16 protein-coding genes are annotated in these 15326 nt (G+C 61.2%); 1 reads left to right on the forward strand and 15 read right to left on the reverse strand.

Features of this window, described 5'->3' with window-relative positions:
• Window positions 1-42: 42 nt before the first annotated feature.
• The 9 genes from HPY65_14455 to coaBC all read right to left on the reverse strand — a co-directional run bounded on the left by HPY65_14455 (window position 43) and on the right by coaBC (window position 8118).
• Window positions 43-1017 (reverse strand): phosphotriesterase-related protein, encoded by a 975-nt coding sequence (locus HPY65_14455; GenBank protein ID NPU85674.1) that lies wholly within the window; start codon window positions 1015-1017, stop codon window positions 43-45.
• A gap of 520 nt (window positions 1018-1537) precedes the next feature.
• Window positions 1538-2533: a methyltransferase domain-containing protein gene (locus HPY65_14460; protein NPU85675.1), complete on the reverse strand. Its 996-nt coding sequence runs from the start codon at window positions 2531-2533 to the stop codon at window positions 1538-1540.
• Complete coding sequence (locus HPY65_14465; protein NPU85676.1) at window positions 2530-2907, reverse strand: hypothetical protein; 378 nt, start codon at window positions 2905-2907, stop codon at window positions 2530-2532. The genes HPY65_14460 and HPY65_14465 overlap by 4 nt, the downstream gene beginning before the upstream one ends.
• Before the next feature lie 6 nt (window positions 2908-2913).
• On the reverse strand, window positions 2914-3660 hold the full coding sequence (locus HPY65_14470) for an MtnX-like HAD-IB family phosphatase (protein ID NPU85677.1): 747 nt from the start codon (window positions 3658-3660) through the stop codon (window positions 2914-2916).
• Entirely contained in the window at window positions 3657-3986 is a 330-nt protein-coding gene (locus HPY65_14475) for a hypothetical protein (GenBank protein ID NPU85678.1), read from the reverse strand. Before HPY65_14475 ends, HPY65_14470 begins: the two co-directional genes overlap by 4 nt.
• A 111-nt stretch (window positions 3987-4097) precedes the next feature.
• The gene (locus HPY65_14480; GenBank protein ID NPU85679.1) at window positions 4098-4844 is read right to left on the reverse strand and encodes a slipin family protein; all 747 of its coding nucleotides are present in this window, start codon (window positions 4842-4844) and stop codon (window positions 4098-4100) included.
• A gap of 18 nt (window positions 4845-4862) precedes the next feature.
• Entirely contained in the window at window positions 4863-6164 is a 1302-nt protein-coding gene (locus HPY65_14485) for a nodulation protein NfeD (protein ID NPU85680.1), read from the reverse strand.
• A complete protein-coding gene (locus tag HPY65_14490; GenBank protein NPU85681.1) occupies window positions 6164-6904 on the reverse strand; it encodes a uracil-DNA glycosylase in 741 nt (246 codons plus the stop codon). Before HPY65_14490 ends, HPY65_14485 begins: the two co-directional genes overlap by 1 nt.
• Window positions 6901-8118 carry a bifunctional phosphopantothenoylcysteine decarboxylase/phosphopantothenate--cysteine ligase CoaBC gene (coaBC, locus tag HPY65_14495; GenBank protein NPU85682.1) on the reverse strand — a complete coding sequence of 406 codons (1218 nt, stop codon included), beginning with the start codon at window positions 8116-8118 and terminating at the stop codon, window positions 6901-6903. The genes HPY65_14490 and coaBC overlap by 4 nt, the downstream gene beginning before the upstream one ends.
• 728 nt (window positions 8119-8846) lie before the next feature.
• Between coaBC and HPY65_14500 the strand changes: the two genes are divergently transcribed.
• Window positions 8847-10175 carry a M23 family metallopeptidase gene (locus tag HPY65_14500; GenBank protein NPU85683.1) on the forward strand — a complete coding sequence of 443 codons (1329 nt, stop codon included), beginning with the start codon at window positions 8847-8849 and terminating at the stop codon, window positions 10173-10175.
• A gap of 8 nt (window positions 10176-10183) precedes the next feature.
• Here the strand turns inward: HPY65_14500 and rapZ are convergent, their stop codons facing one another.
• From rapZ to lptB, 6 genes are all read right to left on the reverse strand, one after another.
• Entirely contained in the window at window positions 10184-11053 is an 870-nt protein-coding gene (rapZ, locus tag HPY65_14505) for an RNase adapter RapZ (GenBank protein ID NPU85684.1), read from the reverse strand.
• On the reverse strand, window positions 11050-11931 hold the full coding sequence (locus HPY65_14510; protein NPU85685.1) for a hypothetical protein: 882 nt from the start codon (window positions 11929-11931) through the stop codon (window positions 11050-11052). Before HPY65_14510 ends, rapZ begins: the two co-directional genes overlap by 4 nt.
• Window positions 11932-11959: 28 nt before the next feature.
• The gene (locus HPY65_14515) at window positions 11960-12418 is read right to left on the reverse strand and encodes a PTS sugar transporter subunit IIA (protein NPU85686.1); all 459 of its coding nucleotides are present in this window, start codon (window positions 12416-12418) and stop codon (window positions 11960-11962) included.
• Window positions 12419-12435: 17 nt separating this feature from the next.
• A complete protein-coding gene (raiA, locus tag HPY65_14520) occupies window positions 12436-12969 on the reverse strand; it encodes a ribosome-associated translation inhibitor RaiA (protein ID NPU85687.1) in 534 nt (177 codons plus the stop codon).
• A gap of 109 nt (window positions 12970-13078) precedes the next feature.
• Entirely contained in the window at window positions 13079-14545 is a 1467-nt protein-coding gene (gene rpoN / locus HPY65_14525) for an RNA polymerase factor sigma-54 (GenBank protein NPU85688.1), read from the reverse strand.
• 57 nt (window positions 14546-14602) lie between these two features.
• Entirely contained in the window at window positions 14603-15325 is a 723-nt protein-coding gene (gene lptB / locus HPY65_14530; GenBank protein ID NPU85689.1) for an LPS export ABC transporter ATP-binding protein, read from the reverse strand.
• Between the last annotated feature and the right edge of the window lies 1 nt (window position 15326).

Below are 15326 nucleotides of genomic sequence, written 5' to 3' on the forward strand. Positions count from 1 at the left end.
ATGTCGATGTTCTCCTTCTGTCCCGGATGGTTCGCGAGCTCCTCAGACTCCCTCAAAGAACCGCCGCGGATTGGCCATCAGCATCGTCTCGATCTGCCCGCTGCTGACGGCGGCCTTCTTCAGTGCCGGGATGATGTCCTGGAAAATGTGGGTGATGTTGTAATTCGGCATGACCAGGCTCACGATCTCCGAAACCCCCTGCCGGCCCAGCCAGTAGTTCACGTAATCGTTCGAGATCATGATTTTATCTACCCAGCCAAGACCGAGAAGGCCGATGAGGCAGGCGACCCGGCGGGAATCCGGCGGCGCTCCGCCGACGTTTTCCACGCCGAAACGGTCAAAGGCGATGTATACGCCCTTTTCGAGGACCCGGAGGAGGTAGTCCATGTCCGTCGATCCGTCGATATGGCCGATCATGATCCGCTTCGGGTCGGCCCCCTCGGCGATGAGCAGATCGGCCTGTTCGGGTCCGAGCCTGCCCTCCTGCGTGTGCGTGATGATCGGGATGCCGTTTTCCTTCGAGACCCGCGCGGCCGCCCGGAAGAATATCGCTTCATAATCCGTGATGGCCTCTTTACTGGAGGCGACCTTGAAAACGGCGGGCCGGATGCCGGTGGTCCCGACGCCCTTCTCCACCTCCGTCTTGAACATCTCGTACACCTGCTCCACGCCCTGCCCGAACTGGCTGCGCAGCTTGAAATAGGCCGGCGCCCCTTCGCCCTCGAAGTAGTATCCGCTGGAGCAGAGAATGTTGAGGCCGCTCTTTTCCGAGATCTCCCGCAGCAGCTCCACATCCCTGCCGCACTCGTTCGGCGTGACGTCGACAACGGTTTTCACGCCTTGCTCCATGACTTTTTCAGCCATTCTCAAACCGTCTTCCACACAGGCCTGCCGGTCGAGGGGACCCAGGGTGACGTCGCCCTGCCAGCCGGGAAATCCGAACAGAAAGTGTTCGTGCATCAGGGTCATGCCCAGGTGCTCGGAAGGAACGAATCCGGAAACGGTGCTGACGTTCATGGCTGCCCTCCTGAAAAGAGTTCATATTCTTTTGAACAGTGGCGCTTTCCCATAGAGCAATAGATGTACCATGTATGCTCCCGCAGGCTAGCTTGCCGCAACATACTGTTTTGCTTATTTATTAAATGAATGCAGAGGACGGCGGCCATCTTCCCGGCACGCCGGGTTGTACCGCAAAAGGGAGACACTCTGTCTCATTGTGTCCGACGGGGATCCGTCACGAGGAAATGGAGAAAAAGTCCGCGCTGGAAAGGGGGAGAAACGACTCACTCCGGTCAGAAAGAAAGGAAGGAAGGGGCCTGTCTTGGAATCATCAAACCGCGCGCGACCCTCCGTGGTTTTTCCACCATGGATTTCCCCTTCCCGCCAATCCGTTCGGACCGCAATCCTGCATGCTGACCGCAGGATTCTCACCACCTGATCGAGGAGGAAAAAGAATTGTCCAGGAAACGGGCAGATTATTCGCTTCCTGTCTCGGCGGGAGCGGATACCCGGATATTGCCGCCCGTGGACTGGCCGGCTATTTCCGGCCGGCGATGAGGCCCGAGTCGTTGGGAGCTTGAAAGGGCAGGCGGCGGATGTCCCGGAGGCCCGCAGCGGCAAGCATGTCCCGAATCTCCGCTTCCGAGTAGGAGCGCCCCTCGGGGGTCCCCAGGAGCATGTTGAGGGAAAACAGGGCCGGGTGAAGAGGCCCGTCCTTGGCGTCATTCAGGATGAACTCGTGGACGATCAGGATGCCTCCCGGCTCCAGGGCCGCCGCTGCCCCGGCCACGATCTTCCGGCAGTCCTCCGGCCCTTCCCCGTGCAGGATATGCGACAGCCAGGCGGCGTCATACCCCTCTCCCAGATCGTCTTCCAGGTAGTTTCCCGCCCGGAAGGCGATGCGGTCCTCCAGGCCGAAACGGCGGATCGTTTTCATCGCGAAGGGCCGGGTGGTCTTGAGGTCGAAGACGGTAGCCCTGAGTCCCGCATAGCGCCGGCAGAAATGAATCGCATAGGTCCCCGGACCGCCGCCCAGGTCCAGGAGATGCCTCCGGCCCGTCAGGTCGACATCCCGGACGATTCGGGGCGCCAGGCGGCTGGCCAGGTTGAACATCCCCATGAGGAAGCTCTCCCGGATTTCCCGGTTCCGGAACGTTGAGCGCTTCCGGATCGGTCTGCCCCCCTTTACGGCCACGGGCAGCTTTGCCCAGGACTCCATCAGGTGATGATGGTGGAGGATCATGTGTCCGATATACACCTCCGATCCGCCATCGAGATGCATCCGGGACTCGTGGGTGTTTCGGTAGTGGTCGTCCTCCCGCATCAGGAGCCCCATGGCGGTGAGGGCGTTCAGAAGCGCCGTCGTTCCCCGCAGGCTGGACGAGGTTTCCCTCGCCACGTCCTCCGCAGAGAGCGAACTCCCCCCGAGGGCGGTGAAGATTCCCTGCTTCACCCCGGCATGGAGCGCACAGGTCTGCCAGTAAGAGCCGGACACCTCGAGGAGGCGTCCGGCCGTCCAGGTTTCCTTCATTATTCCTTTGCCTTGGGTTTCTTTTCCTTGGCAGCGCCTTCCTTCTTCTCCGCCTTTTCCTCTTTCTTCTTCTTGCTCTTGGAGGTTTTCTCCTCCACCGGGGGCGGCGCCTCACCCTTCTTCTTCTCCGTCTTGGCCTCCGCCAGCTTCCGGGCCTTCGTCTCCTTTTTGTCGGCGGTCTTCTTGTCTTTGGCGTCAATGGCGGCCAGACGTCCGTTGGCCTCCCGGACTCTCGCTTTCAGGGCCCGCACGACGGCGTCCCGGGCCGCGGCGGTGCCTTCAATTCCCTTGGCGGCCAGTTCGGCCAGTCGCTTTTCCAGTTTCTTCTGCCAGATTTCCTTCTGGCTGAGGCGGATCCCCTTCGCATTCGAAGCCATGAAACATTACCTCCCTGTTGAATTTTCTTCGATTCGGTCCGAGGCGCAGGCGCCGCGGAGGCATTCGTGTCCCGCCCCGGAGGACCGGGACGGATTGCTGTTCAGAAAATCAAGCACGTCGCTGAAATTCTCAAATGGCACGCAGGAGCGGTGGCGCTCCTGGCAGATCTGCAGGAGAACCCCTTTGGCAAAAACGAGATCCGCCTCCGCAGAAGGACATACGTCCGAATGGCCGTTCCCGACATAGACGATGACGTCATAGCGGCCCCGCCGGGACCGAAGGATTCCCCGTTTGCAGGTCCCGCAGCGCCCGCAGTCTTCGCTTGCCCAGGGGAACTCGATGGACGGCGGCTTCCCGGCGCGAAACAACGTCCGGTTCGCGTGGATGGGGATATCTTCCAGGCCGTGTTTCCGGAGCACTGCATTGATGTAGAAGTCGAGGCCATCGGAGACGATGATCAGGTCCAGGCCCGTCTCCCGGCAAAACCGCCGGAAGGCGGGGAAATGCCCGTCCAGTTCCGCCTCCCTGAGGACGAAGGCGAGCATCCGCTCCCGGTCTCCCTCCAGGATGGCCGCCACCCTCGTGTAGGCCTCCCGGGAGCCGATCTCGCCCCGGCAGTAGGCCTCGTCGATCTCCTGCCAGCCGCGGCCGGTAAACCGGTTGAAGAGCCTGTTCCCGACGTCCGTCCGGGAAATGGTGCCGTCAAAATCGCAGAGGACGAGGACCTTCCCGTCCCCGGGGGGCTCCCTCATGGATCCGGGCCGTCTTTCTTTTTCTTCTTCAAGAGCATGCTGACGCCGAGAGCAACCAGCAGGAGCGGCAGGACGTACTGCCCCAGCACCTGCATGTCGACTTTCAGCGTTCCCGTAAGCAGGAACACGATTCCGACGGCCATCAGGATCCAGCCGCCGAGATCCTTCACCCGCTGGATCAGCGTCGTCGCGGCGACAACGATCAGCAGAAGCGGCCAACTCTCGCCGAAGCGCCACAGCCCGGTATTGTGCAGGAAAATCAACACGCCGAGTGCGATGAGGATGACGCCCCCCGTCAGGATGTGTTTCTTCTCTTTCTTTTCCAAGAAATCCCTTCCTCCTTTCCGGTACCGCGGTTTATTCCCGGCTTTCCTCACCCTCCGCCCATTTCCGGGACCGGGCGGGCGAAACGGAAACTCCGCAGGATCAGCGAGCGCCTATGCCTTCTTCAGAAACGGCGTGAGCAGATCGATGGGAATGGGGAACAGCGTCGTCGAGTTGTTCTCCGAGGCGATCTGGTTCAACGTCTGCAGGTACCGGAGTTGCAGCGACATCGGCTGGGTCTCCATGAGGGCCGCTGCCTCGATGAGCTTCTGGGCCGCCTGGAACTCTCCCTCGGCGTTGATGACCTTGGCCCGCCGTTCCCGCTCGGCCTCGGCCTGCTTGGCCATGGCCCGCTTCATCTCTTCCGGCAGGTCGATGTGCTTGACCTCCACCAGGGAGACCTTGATTCCCCAGGGATCGGTGCTCCGGTCGAGAATCTCCTGGAGATGGAGGTTGATCTTCTCCCGCTCCGAAAGGATCTCGTCCAGTTCCGCCTGGCCGCAGATACTACGGAGAGTCGTCTGGGCAAGCTGGGAGGTGGCGTACAGGAAGTTTTCCACCTCCGTCACCGCGGACGTGGCGTCGACGACGCGGAAATAGATCACCGCGTTCACCTTGATGGAGACGTTGTCCCGGGTGATGACGTCCTGGGGCGGGACGTCCATGGTGATGGTCCGCATGTCCACCTTCACCATCCGGTCGACCACGGGAATCAGGATGATGAGGCCCGGCCCCTTCTGGTCGATGATCCGCCCCAGGCGGAAGACGACGGCCCGCTCGTACTCGTTGAGAACCCGCAGGGCCGACGCAAGAAACATGATGACGAGAATGACAATGGTCGTAATGATGGTCAGCGACATGGATCAATCCTCCTTTTTTTAAAGCCCTTCCACTTTGAGCCGGAGTCCCTGCACCTCCAGGACCCGTATTTTCCGGTCCTTCCCGATCGGCTGATCGCTGCAGGCGTTCCAGTATTCCCCCTTCACGAAGACCTTGCCCTCTTCAAGGACATCCGTCACCGCATACCCTTCCGCACCCACCATGCCCTCGCTTCCCGTCCGCTTCTGCCGGAGCTGGGCCTTTACCGCCAGGCTGATGACACCGGCAAAGAACAGCGATATGAGGATTACCGCCGGTATGAGGACACCCCATGAGACCCGGAGGGCCGGCTCGGGAGACTCGAACAGGAGCAGCGAGCCCAGGACCAGCGAAATGACGCCACCGATGGTCAGAACCCCGTGGCTGATGACCTTGATCTCGGCGATGAAGAATACGATCCCCAGGAGGATGAGCGCCACACCCGCGTAATTCACCGGCAGGGTCTGAAGCGCAAAGAAGGCCAGGATGAGCGATATTCCCCCCATCACACCCGGGAGGATGACTCCCGGATTGGCGAATTCGAAATACAGTCCCGCCAGGCCGACCAGGAGCAGGATGTAGGCGATGTTCGGATCGCTGAGGGCGGTGAGGATCTTCTGGCGGGTCCCCATTTTCTTTTCCCGGACGGAGGCGCCCTGGGTCCGGAGAACCTTTTTGGCGGAAAGCACGTCCACTTCGCGGCCGTCCATCTGGGCCAAGAGCTGGTTCACATTGGCAGCGACGATGTCGATCACTTTCAGCTTCAGGGCTTCTTCCGCCGTAACGGACTCGCTCTTCCGGACGGACCGTTCCACCCAGTCCTCATTGCGGTTCCGCTGCTTGGCGATACCCCGCACATAGGCGACGGCATCGTTCTCAACTTTCTGCATCATGGTCTTGTCGCCGCCGCCGCCGAATCCCAGGGCCACCGGGTGGGCCGCCCCGATGTTCGTGCCGGGCGCCATGGCGGCGATATGCGCGGAGACGGTGATGATGACCCCCGCCGAGGCCGCCCGGGCTCCTGCTGGAGCGACGTAGACAATGACCGGCAGGGGGGCGTTCAGGATTGCCTTGGCGATGTCCCGCATGGCCAGGTCGAGGCCGCCGGGCGTATCGAGCTGGATGATCAGGCCGTCGGCTCCCGATTTCCCGGCCTCGGCGACGCTCTGAACGATGTACTCGGCGATCGGCGGGGTGATGGCGGCGCTCACCGTGACCAGGTCTAAAACGGGTGCTTTTTCTCCCGCCGCCGCATGCGACGGGCCGGACAGAAGCAGGAGCGCCAGGATGCAGATACCCAGGATCCGGATCGATTTCTTCATCATAAAGTCCCCAATTCCTGCATGATCATCTGGACGTCCTCCCAGACCATCTTCTTCGCTCCGGGATTCCGAAGCAGGTAGGCCGGGTGATAGGTCGGCATGAGCCGGATCCCCTGATAGTCGTGGAAACGGCCCCGGAGGACCGTGATCGGCGACTCCGTCTTCAGCAGGGTCTTGGCCGCGAACGTTCCCAGGGCACAGATGACACGCGGCCCGATGGCCTCGAGCTGCTTCCGGAGAAAAGGCTCGCAGGCCCCGATCTCCCCCGGTTCGGGATTGCGGTTCCCCGGAGGGCGGCACTTCAGGATGTTGCAGATGTACACGTCGGACCGCTGGAGCTTCATAGCCTCGATGATGCGTGTCAGGAGCTGACCCGCCCTTCCTACGAACGGACGTCCCTGGGCATCCTCGTCGGCTCCCGGCGCCTCTCCCACGAAGACCAGTTCCGCCCGCGGATTCCCCTCGCCAAAGACCAGGTTCTTCCGGGAAGCCGCAAGAGGACAGCGTCGGCAATCCCCCATCTCCGCGCGTACGTCCTCCAGGGTGCCTTTCACCGGAAGACTCTCCATGATCTGCCCAACCGGCGTCGTCCCGGCCGTTCCGGACTCCGCCGGCAGAGCCCCTGCCTCGCAGAAGAACGACATGCGTCGTCGGGATTCCCGCTCCCACTCTGCGTATTCCCGGAGAGATGAAACGATCCGGTGGAGTTCGCTGCGCGGATCGGTCGGGATTGCGCTCATCCGCGCCGCCTTCTTCTTCCGCTATGGCTGAGGAGTTCGCGGATCCGGTCGAGGATGCGGCCGGCCGCTTCGGATTTGTCCATCAGCGGCAGGGCCTCGACATCCCCCCTGCGATCCATGATCTTAATGATGTTGGTGTCGCACTGAAATCCGGCACCCGCCTCGCGGAGATCGTTGGCCACGATCAGGTCCATGTTCTTCTCGACCATCTTAGCCTTGGCGTTTTCCAGCAGGTTCTCCGACTCCATGGCGAAGCCGACGACGACCCGCCTCCCCTTCTTCATTCCGATTTCCCGAATGATGTCCGGATTCCGCTCCAATTCCAGCGTCAGCGCTCCGCCTTTCTTTTTGATCTTCTGCTCCTGCAGCACCGCCGGCCGGTAATCCGCCACGGCGGCCGCCTTGATGACCACGGTGACACCTGTCAGACGGGACAGGACGGCGTCGCGCATCTCCACGGCGCTCCCGACGTTCACCACTTCCACGCCGGCGGGCGGCGGGAGGGACGTCGGACCGCTGACAAGGGTGACCCGGGCGCCGCGGCGTCGCGCCTGAAGAGCGAGGGCATAGCCCATTTTCCCCGAGGAATAGTTGGTGATGAAGCGGACCGGGTCGAAAGGCTCCCGGGTGGGTCCGGCGGTGACAAGAACGTGTTCCCCTGCCAGGTCCTTCGGCGTCATCAGGGAGACCGCCGCCTCGACGATCTCGGGGACCTCCGGGAGGCGGCCCTCCCCCTCGGCCTTGCAGGCCAGGGGACCCGACGCCGGAGGCAGGACGTGATAGCCCCAGGATTCGAGTTTCCGCAGGTTTTCCTGAAGGGCCGGGCTGGCGTACATCTGAGTATTCATGGCGGGGCAGAAGAGAACCGGCGCCTTCATGGCCATGAAGACCGTCGTCAGGAGGTCGTCGGCGATGCCGGCGGCGGCCTTGCCGATGATGTTGGCCGTGGCGGGGGCGATGATCATCAACTCCGCAAACTCCGCCAGGGCGATGTGGGCGATGTCCTGCTCCCGGATGAGGGTGAAAAGCTCTGTGTAAACGGGGTTTCCCGAAAGGGTCTGAAGGGTCAATGGGGTCACGAATTCCCGGGCGCTTTCGGTCATGATGACCTTCACCTGGGCTCCCTGCCGGATCAGTTCCCGGGTCAGCTCGGCGCACTTGTAGGCCGCGATCCCCCCCGTCACTCCCAGCACCACACGCCGCCCCTTGAGCATCTTCAGATTCCCTCCCCCGTTTCCCGATCCCGGCAAGATGTCATATCGGTGCAATTTTATAGCAATTGCGGATGGGAAGATCAAGGAATTCCTGTCAGGATGCGGCCTGCAGAACTCGGACACGGTGACTGGAACACGGCGCCGGCGATCAACGGATTTCAAATCCGTCCACCTCTTTTTTATTCACATAGTGGCGCGGGGGCTGTCACGGGGGCTCCCGCCGTCGCGGAGAATTTCCCGCGGAGCGCATTGCCCGCCTGAGCGGCCGTCCGGGAGGAAAATTCTCCTAATCGCTCCTCTGGGAACCCCCGGCCGCGCCCCCGCGGATGGCGGGGAGTGGGGCTTCCCGGAGCGCGAATAGAGGCTTTTTCGGGGCACCCTGCCGTCGCAGCGCAGCGCCCGCAAAGTCATCTGTCTGAGCGCCGCCAGGCGCGAGTTATGACTTTGCAGCGGAGCGAGACGCTGCAGGATCGAAAAAACTCTTCTGAGCGCGAGGGAAGCCTCTCTCCCTTGCGAGTCGGCCTCTCATCCGCGGACGACCTCGCTTCCAGAAAAAAAAGAGAAAAAAGGAAGGGTGGACGGATTTGAAATCCGTTACTCCCTCCATGAACCGGAAACCCGTTTCCCTTGAAAAGGCCGGGCAAAGCCTTTATAGAAAGACCACGCCGGACGCCGGGGAACGGGCATGAGCATGCTCGCCGGCGCCAATTCTGGCGGGGAGGTTGGTCGTGAAGGCAAACAAGTGGATGATCATCGGGATTGCTGCGGTCCTGGTGATCGGAGGTCTGGTGTGGTTCTTTCTGACCATGGGAGAATTCCAGAAGCCCCGGATTGCTCTGGATCAGGATGTCAGCATCGTGGGGCGGCAGAAGGTCCTGGGAATCACATTCCGCGATTCCGGAAGCGGTCTCAAAAAAGTTATCGTGACGCTTTCCCAGGGGACAAGAACCCAGGTCGTATCGGCCGAGGATTTCCCCCAGCGGGGAGTCCGGGAAAAGACCGTATCCCTTCCCCTCGATCCATGGCACTGGAAACTCCAGGAAGGCCCGGCAACCCTGACCGTCACCGCCACCGACCACTCCCTCTGGGCGAACACGACGACCATCGCGAAATCCATCACCGTCGACATCATCCCGCCGCAGATCCTTCTTACCGGTTCCATGAATCACATCAGCCCCGGCGGAACCTGTCTTGTGACGTACCGGATCTCCAAGCCGGTGATCATGAGCGGGGTCATGGTGGACCAGCGGTTCTTCCCCTCCTTTCCGACGGACATCGGCGGGAGGCCTTCCCAGGTCGTCTACTTCGCCCTTCCCATCGGAGCGGCGACCGCCAAGCCGCGCATCCAGGTCGTGGCCCGGGACGCCGCCGGCAACGAGGCCGTGGTCGCCCTGCCGGCCCTGATCCTGGAAAAGAAGTTCCGGAGCGACGAGATGTCCCTGGGCGACGGCTTCTTCCAGCAGAAGATGCCCGAATTCCAGGCGACCCTCCCGGAACTCAGAGGAAAAACGCCCATCGAGACTTTTGTTTACGTAAACTCAAAACTGCGCGAGGAAAACGCCCGTACGATCTTCTCCGTCTGCCAGCGGTCCGTACCAAAACAGCTCTGGGAAGGCACCTTCCTGCGCATGAAGGACGCGGCGCCGATGGCCCTCTTCGGCGACCACCGGTACTATCGATACAACGGCCAGTCCCTCGGTGAAAGCACCCACATGGGCGTGGACCTGGCATCCACATCCCAGGCCCCGATCGAGGCCGCCAATAACGGTCTGGTCGTTTTCGCCGGCCCCCTCGGGATCTACGGGAACGCGGTGATTCTCGACCACGGGCAGGGGCTGTTCAGCCTGTACGCCCACCTGTCCGGCATCCAGGTGAAAAACGGTCAGGAAGTGAAAAAGGGAGGGGTCCTCGGAACGAGCGGCCTGACGGGTCTCGCCGGGGGAGACCATCTCCACTTCTCCATCCTCGTGGCGGGGGAGTTCGTGAATCCGACGGAATGGTGGGATCCCCACTGGATCAAGGACAACGTGACGGCAAAGCTGTCGACTGCCCCATAGGTTGAGGATCAGCCGCTCTTGTTGATGTCCCGGTGGGTCGTACCGGCCAGATAGCCCTGGTCGGAAAAATGGGCCGCCAGCTCGTTGGCCATTACCACGGAGCGGTGTCGGCCTCCCGTGCAGCCCATGGCGACGTTGATGCGGGGCTTTCCCTCCTTCTCGTAAAGGGGCAGGAGAAAGGAGAGGAGCGACAGGAGCTGATCGAGGAAAATCCGGCTTTCTTCGGAGGCCAGGACGTACTCCCGCACCGCCGGCTCATGGCCGTCCAGGCGCTTGAGCGATTCCACAAAGTATGGATTCTGCAGGAACCGCACGTCCAGGACGATATCGGCGTCGGCCGGGATCCCGTAGCGGTACCCGAAGGACTGGACGTGGAGAATGATGCGGCGGGTCGTCGTGGGCGGAAGAAAGGCCCGCTGGACCGCGTCCTTGAGCTGGTGGACATTCAGGAACGTCGTGTCGATGACCGTGTCGGCCATGTCCTTGAGGGAAGCCATCTTCCTGCGCTCTTCCTGGATCCCCTCCATGACGGACCCCTTCATCGCCAGCGGATGCATCCGGCGGGTCTCGCTGAACCGGTGCAGGAGCGCCTCGTCGCCGGCGTCGAGAAACAGCACCTCGATCCGGTATCCCTTTTCCTTCAGAAGCTCGAAGATCTCCGGATACCGATCCAGGAAGCCCGCTTCCCGCAGGTCCATGACAAGTGCCACCTGGGATATCTCTTTCTCCTCGTCCGCCTGGATCTCCAGGAAATCGGGCAACAGGACCACCGGCAGGTTGTCGACGCAGAAGAAGCCGATGTCCTCCAGCGCCCTCAAGGCCGTGCTTTTTCCCGAGCCGGACAGACCGGTCACGATGACTACCCGGGGACATTTCATGATCCCATCCCTCCCGAATTGATCGAAGCCGCCCAGCCGGCGATCCGGCTGTGCATCGGTTCACCGTCCGCCAAGGGCAGTATGCGAAACGGTCTCTCGACCCCCAGAACCCGACACTTCTCTCCCTGTATTTCAATTCCGGCCCAGCCGGCGTCCGGCTCCTCCGCCGGGCGGATCAGGCGGACCACGCCGTCGACCGGCGCTTCCTTCCGGATGTGCGACCGGGGAATCAATCCGGAAGCGGCTACGATTCCCAGTCCCGGGACCGCCACGAGGCCGCGGATGCTCCCGGGGGCTCGGCCGCGGATTGAGGCTCCGTGGCGCGAGAGGTCCACGGCGTCGTCGGCCACCCAGGATCCGCCTTTCTCTTCTGCAAGGTGCAGGGCCGCCGTCGTCTTTCCCGTCCCGCTTTCTCCCGTGATCAGGATCCCGGTTCCGGAAACGACCACAAGACAGCCGTGAACCCTTTTGATCCCCTGCCGGTGCTCCCGAACAAGGCCCGTAAAACGGCTTTCAAGATGGACCCCCGCCAGGGAGGAAGCCATCACGGGCAGGTGAAACCGCCGGGAAAGGCCGGCCAGATAAGGGGGAATCGAGAAGGCTGAAGCGAGGAAAAGACAGGACGCCCCCGAACGGACAAGGGATTGAAACAGGGCATTCCGGAGGGAGTCAGGCAGGCGGGACAGTTGAATCAGCCCCTCCGGCTGGAGGAAGGGGATGGATCCCGAGCGGTGCGATCGCCCCCGAAACAGGGGATCGACCATTTGCAGGCGGTTTGTCCGGACCGGCCGGTTCCGGCGGCCGATTCCGCCGGCATCCTCGATTCCGAGGCGGCCGCGGTATCGCTCCGCGAGATCCTGTATGGTCAATACCGCCATGACCGTCCAATTTTCTTGATGCGATCGGCTAGGGAATTTCGTCCTTTTCCATGATGGCCGCCAGAAGTTCCTGCCGGGAAGATGCATCCAGGAGGCGTTTCCGGAACGCCCCGTCCTTGAGCATCCGGGATATCTTGGCAAGCGCTTTCAAATGAATGCCCGCCGAATTTTCCGGCGCCATCAGGAGAAAAAACAGGTGAACGGGCTTGCCGTCCATGGCGTTGAAATCGATCCCCTTCCGGCTTCGTCCGAAGGCAACGACGAGATCCTTCATGGTGCTCATCTTCCCGTGAGGAATCGCGATGCCGTCGCCGATGCCGGTGCTCCCCAGTTTCTCCCGTTCCAGGAGGATCGACACCATTTCTTCCGGGTCGCCCTGGAGATCCAGCAGAAAAAGTGATGACAACTCCGCCAGCACGTCTCGCTTCGTTTTGGCCTGGAGCTCCTCGATGACGTACCCGGGCTTCATCATATCGATGATTTTCATGCCGTCTTCCCCGAGCGCTAGCTGTTCGATTCGATCAGAATGAAATTGTCGTCGTCCCGACGATAGAGGACGCAGACGTTTTCCGTGGCAATATCACGGTAGATGAGAAAACGGTTTTTCACGGTGTCCATCTCCAGGACCGCGTCGTCCAGGGACATGGGACTGAGCACGACTTTCCGGGTCTCCACGACCCGCGAGCGGGCCTCTTCCTCGTCCGCCTGCTCAACCCGAAGGGTCCTGTCTTCACCGCGCATCGCGCCGGATTTGTGGGTTCGGATCTTTGACTTGTGCTTCTTGAGCTGTCGCTCCACCTTCTCGACGGCGTTGTCGATCGCTGTGTTCATGTCTTTCGCCTCTTCCTTGGCGATCACGTTCGCCCCATCGGCGGAAAGGCTGATTTCCGCAACATGGCGGAATTTTTCGACGGACAGAACAACGTGGGCCTCCGCCGGATGGTCCAGGTATTTCTGGAGCTTGCTCAGCCGCTCGTCGACGACCTGCTTGAACCAGTCCTCCCCGCCCGTGTTTCTGAAGGTAAGCGATATTTTCATGGTTCCATCCTCCTACGATCCTTCTCAGGGAGTTCGCCACGGGAGGGATCGCCCCCCTTCGGCAAAGATGCGCTTTATAGAAATGAGGTTCTGAAATGTCAATCTATTTTTATGTCTTGATGAGTCTTTTCCGCCGGGAAGACGGAAGGATGCCCATCATCTCCCGGTATTTGGCAACGGTCCGCCGGGCGATGGCAATGCCCCCGGACTCCAGACGCTGGACGATTTCCTGGTCGCTCATCGGCCGTCGGGGATCCTCTCCCTGGACGAGCTTCCGGATTTCTTCCTTGACGCTCTTGGAAGCGATGTTTTCGCCGGAGGTCCGATGGATGCCGCTGGAAAAGAAATATTTCAGGAGGAAGATCCCCCGGGGGGTATGAACGTATTTGTTGGATACGACCCGGCTGATGGTGGACTCGTGCATTCCCACGTCATCGGCCACGTCCCGGAGAACGAGGGGCTTCAGGAAGGACACCCCCTGTTCGAAGAAATCGAGCTGAAACCGGAGGATGCTTTCGGTCACCTTGTAGATGGTGTTCTGCCGCTGCTGGATGCTTTTGATGAGCCACGTGGCGGACTGGATCTTCTCGCGGATGTAGCGCCGGTTCCCTTCGGAATTCGTGCTGCCGCTGAGTCCCGCCATGACCTCACGGTAGAAGTTGGAGATCCGGAGCCGCGGCAGGCCGTCGTCGTTCAGGACAATCTTGTATTCATCCCCGGCCTTGAAGACAAACACGTCCGGGATGACCGGCTGGGCCTTCTCCTCGTTGTAGAGAGCGCCCGGTTTGGGGTTCATGTTCATGATAACCAGGATCGCCGTTTCCACATCCTCGGCGGAGGCCTTCAGTTTCCGGCAGATCTGGCTGTAATTCTTGATTTCCAGCTCTTTGAGATGATCCCGGATGATCGCCTGCACCAGGGGACCGGCGCGGAGAACCCGGGCCTGGATCAACAGGCATTCCTTCAGGTCGCGGGCCGCAACGCCGGGAGGATCGAAATCGTGAACCTTGCGAAGGACGCCTTCGACACAGGCCGGTTCGACGCCGGACTGGGCGGCGATCTCTTCGACCGTCGCCTTCAGATAGCCGTTCGTATCCAGATTGCCCACAATCTGCTCCGCCACGACCATTTCGCCTTCGGACATCCGGGAAAGCTTGACCTGCCACATCAGGTGATCCGTCAGCGAGGACTGGGCGGTGAGAAAATTATCCCAGGCGGGCCCGTCTTCCTGGGAACGGTCATAGGTGACGCCCACAGAGCCATAGTCTTCCAGGTAATTGTCCCAGTCGAAATCGGTCTTGCCGTCTCCTTCCCCGGTGAGTTCCTGCGTGTGCTCGGTCAGCTTGATCTCTTCCCCTTCGATCGTTTTGAGATCGTCCGACTCGGCCGGGGTTTCCGGTTCGCTGTATTCCTCTCCGGTCAACTCTTCCAGGAGCGGGTTCTCCTGCATCTCCTGGTTGATCGCGTCCACCAGCTCGAGCCGCGACACCTGCAGCAGCTTGATGGCCTGCTGAAGCTGGGGTGTCATGACCAGTTGCTGGGTCAGCTTCAGATTTTGTTTGAGTTCCAGAGCCATAACCTTCGCCTTTGGTCCGCGGCGTGAGGAGTGCCCCTCTTGCCGTACGAACTGCTCTTACAGGCTGAATCCTTCCCCGAGGTAGATCTTCCGGGCAATCTCGCAGGAAGCGATGGCATCGGGATCGCCTTCTACCAGCACCATCCCCTCGTTGACAATGTAGGCCCGGTCGCAGACGGAGAGCGTCTCCCGGACGTTGTGATCGGAAATGACCACCCCGATTCCCTTCTCTTTCAACTGACCGATAATCTTCTGGATATCCGCGACTGCCAGAGGATCGATCCCTGCGAAGGGCTCGTCCAGAAGAATATACTTCGGTGATGTGACCAGGGCCCGCGTGATTTCCACCCGCCTCCGCTCACCCCCGGAGAGGGAATAGGCCCGATGGGTCCGGAGCGGCGTCAGATCCAATTCTTCCAGGAGATCCCGTAGCCGGTCCATTCGCTCCCCCTGTTCCATCTCCAGGGTCTCCAGGATGGCCAGGATGTTCTCCTCCACCGTCAGCTTCCGGAAAACCGAGGGCTCCTGGGGAAGATAACTGATCCCCTTCCGGGCACGGACATACATGGGCCGGCCGGTCAGATCCTCGCCGTTGAGGAGGATCCGGCCGCCGTCCGGCCGGATAAGCCCGACGACCATGTAAAACGTCGTTGTCTTCCCCGCCCCGTTCGGACCCAGCAGGCCGACCACCTCTCCGGGCTGGATTTCCAGGTGGATGCCGTCGACGACCCGCCGGCCGCCATAGACCTTGACGAGACCCTCCGCCGTCAGCCGCTCCATG

This window comes from Syntrophaceae bacterium, from assembly GCA_013177825.1.
Lineage (GTDB): Bacteria > Desulfobacterota > Syntrophia > Syntrophales > PHBD01 > PHBD01.

Bases quoted from the DNA above. Each gene is read 5' to 3' on its own strand.
- HPY65_14455 (NPU85674.1), bottom strand. From the start codon at position 1,017: ATGAACGTCAGCACCGTTTCCGGATTCGTTCCTTCCGAGCACCTGGGC.
- HPY65_14465 (NPU85676.1), bottom strand. From the start codon at position 2,907: ATGGCTTCGAATGCGAAGGGGATCCGCCTCAGCCAGAAGGAAATCTGG.
- HPY65_14470 (NPU85677.1), bottom strand. From the start codon at position 3,660: ATGAGGGAGCCCCCCGGGGACGGGAAGGTCCTCGTCCTCTGCGATTTT.
- HPY65_14480 (NPU85679.1), bottom strand. From the start codon at position 4,844: ATGTCGCTGACCATCATTACGACCATTGTCATTCTCGTCATCATGTTT.
- HPY65_14485 (NPU85680.1), bottom strand. From the start codon at position 6,164: ATGAAGAAATCGATCCGGATCCTGGGTATCTGCATCCTGGCGCTCCTG.
- HPY65_14490 (NPU85681.1), bottom strand. From the start codon at position 6,904: ATGAGCGCAATCCCGACCGATCCGCGCAGCGAACTCCACCGGATCGTT.
- coaBC (NPU85682.1), bottom strand. From the start codon at position 8,118: ATGCTCAAGGGGCGGCGTGTGGTGCTGGGAGTGACGGGGGGGATCGCG.
- rapZ (NPU85684.1), bottom strand. From the start codon at position 11,053: ATGAAATGTCCCCGGGTAGTCATCGTGACCGGTCTGTCCGGCTCGGGA.
- HPY65_14510 (NPU85685.1), bottom strand. From the start codon at position 11,931: ATGGCGGTATTGACCATACAGGATCTCGCGGAGCGATACCGCGGCCGC.
- HPY65_14515 (NPU85686.1), bottom strand. From the start codon at position 12,418: ATGAAAATCATCGATATGATGAAGCCCGGGTACGTCATCGAGGAGCTC.
- raiA (NPU85687.1), bottom strand. From the start codon at position 12,969: ATGAAAATATCGCTTACCTTCAGAAACACGGGCGGGGAGGACTGGTTC.
- rpoN (NPU85688.1), bottom strand. From the start codon at position 14,545: ATGGCTCTGGAACTCAAACAAAATCTGAAGCTGACCCAGCAACTGGTC.
- lptB (NPU85689.1), bottom strand. From the start codon at position 15,325: ATGGAGCGGCTGACGGCGGAGGGTCTCGTCAAGGTCTATGGCGGCCGG.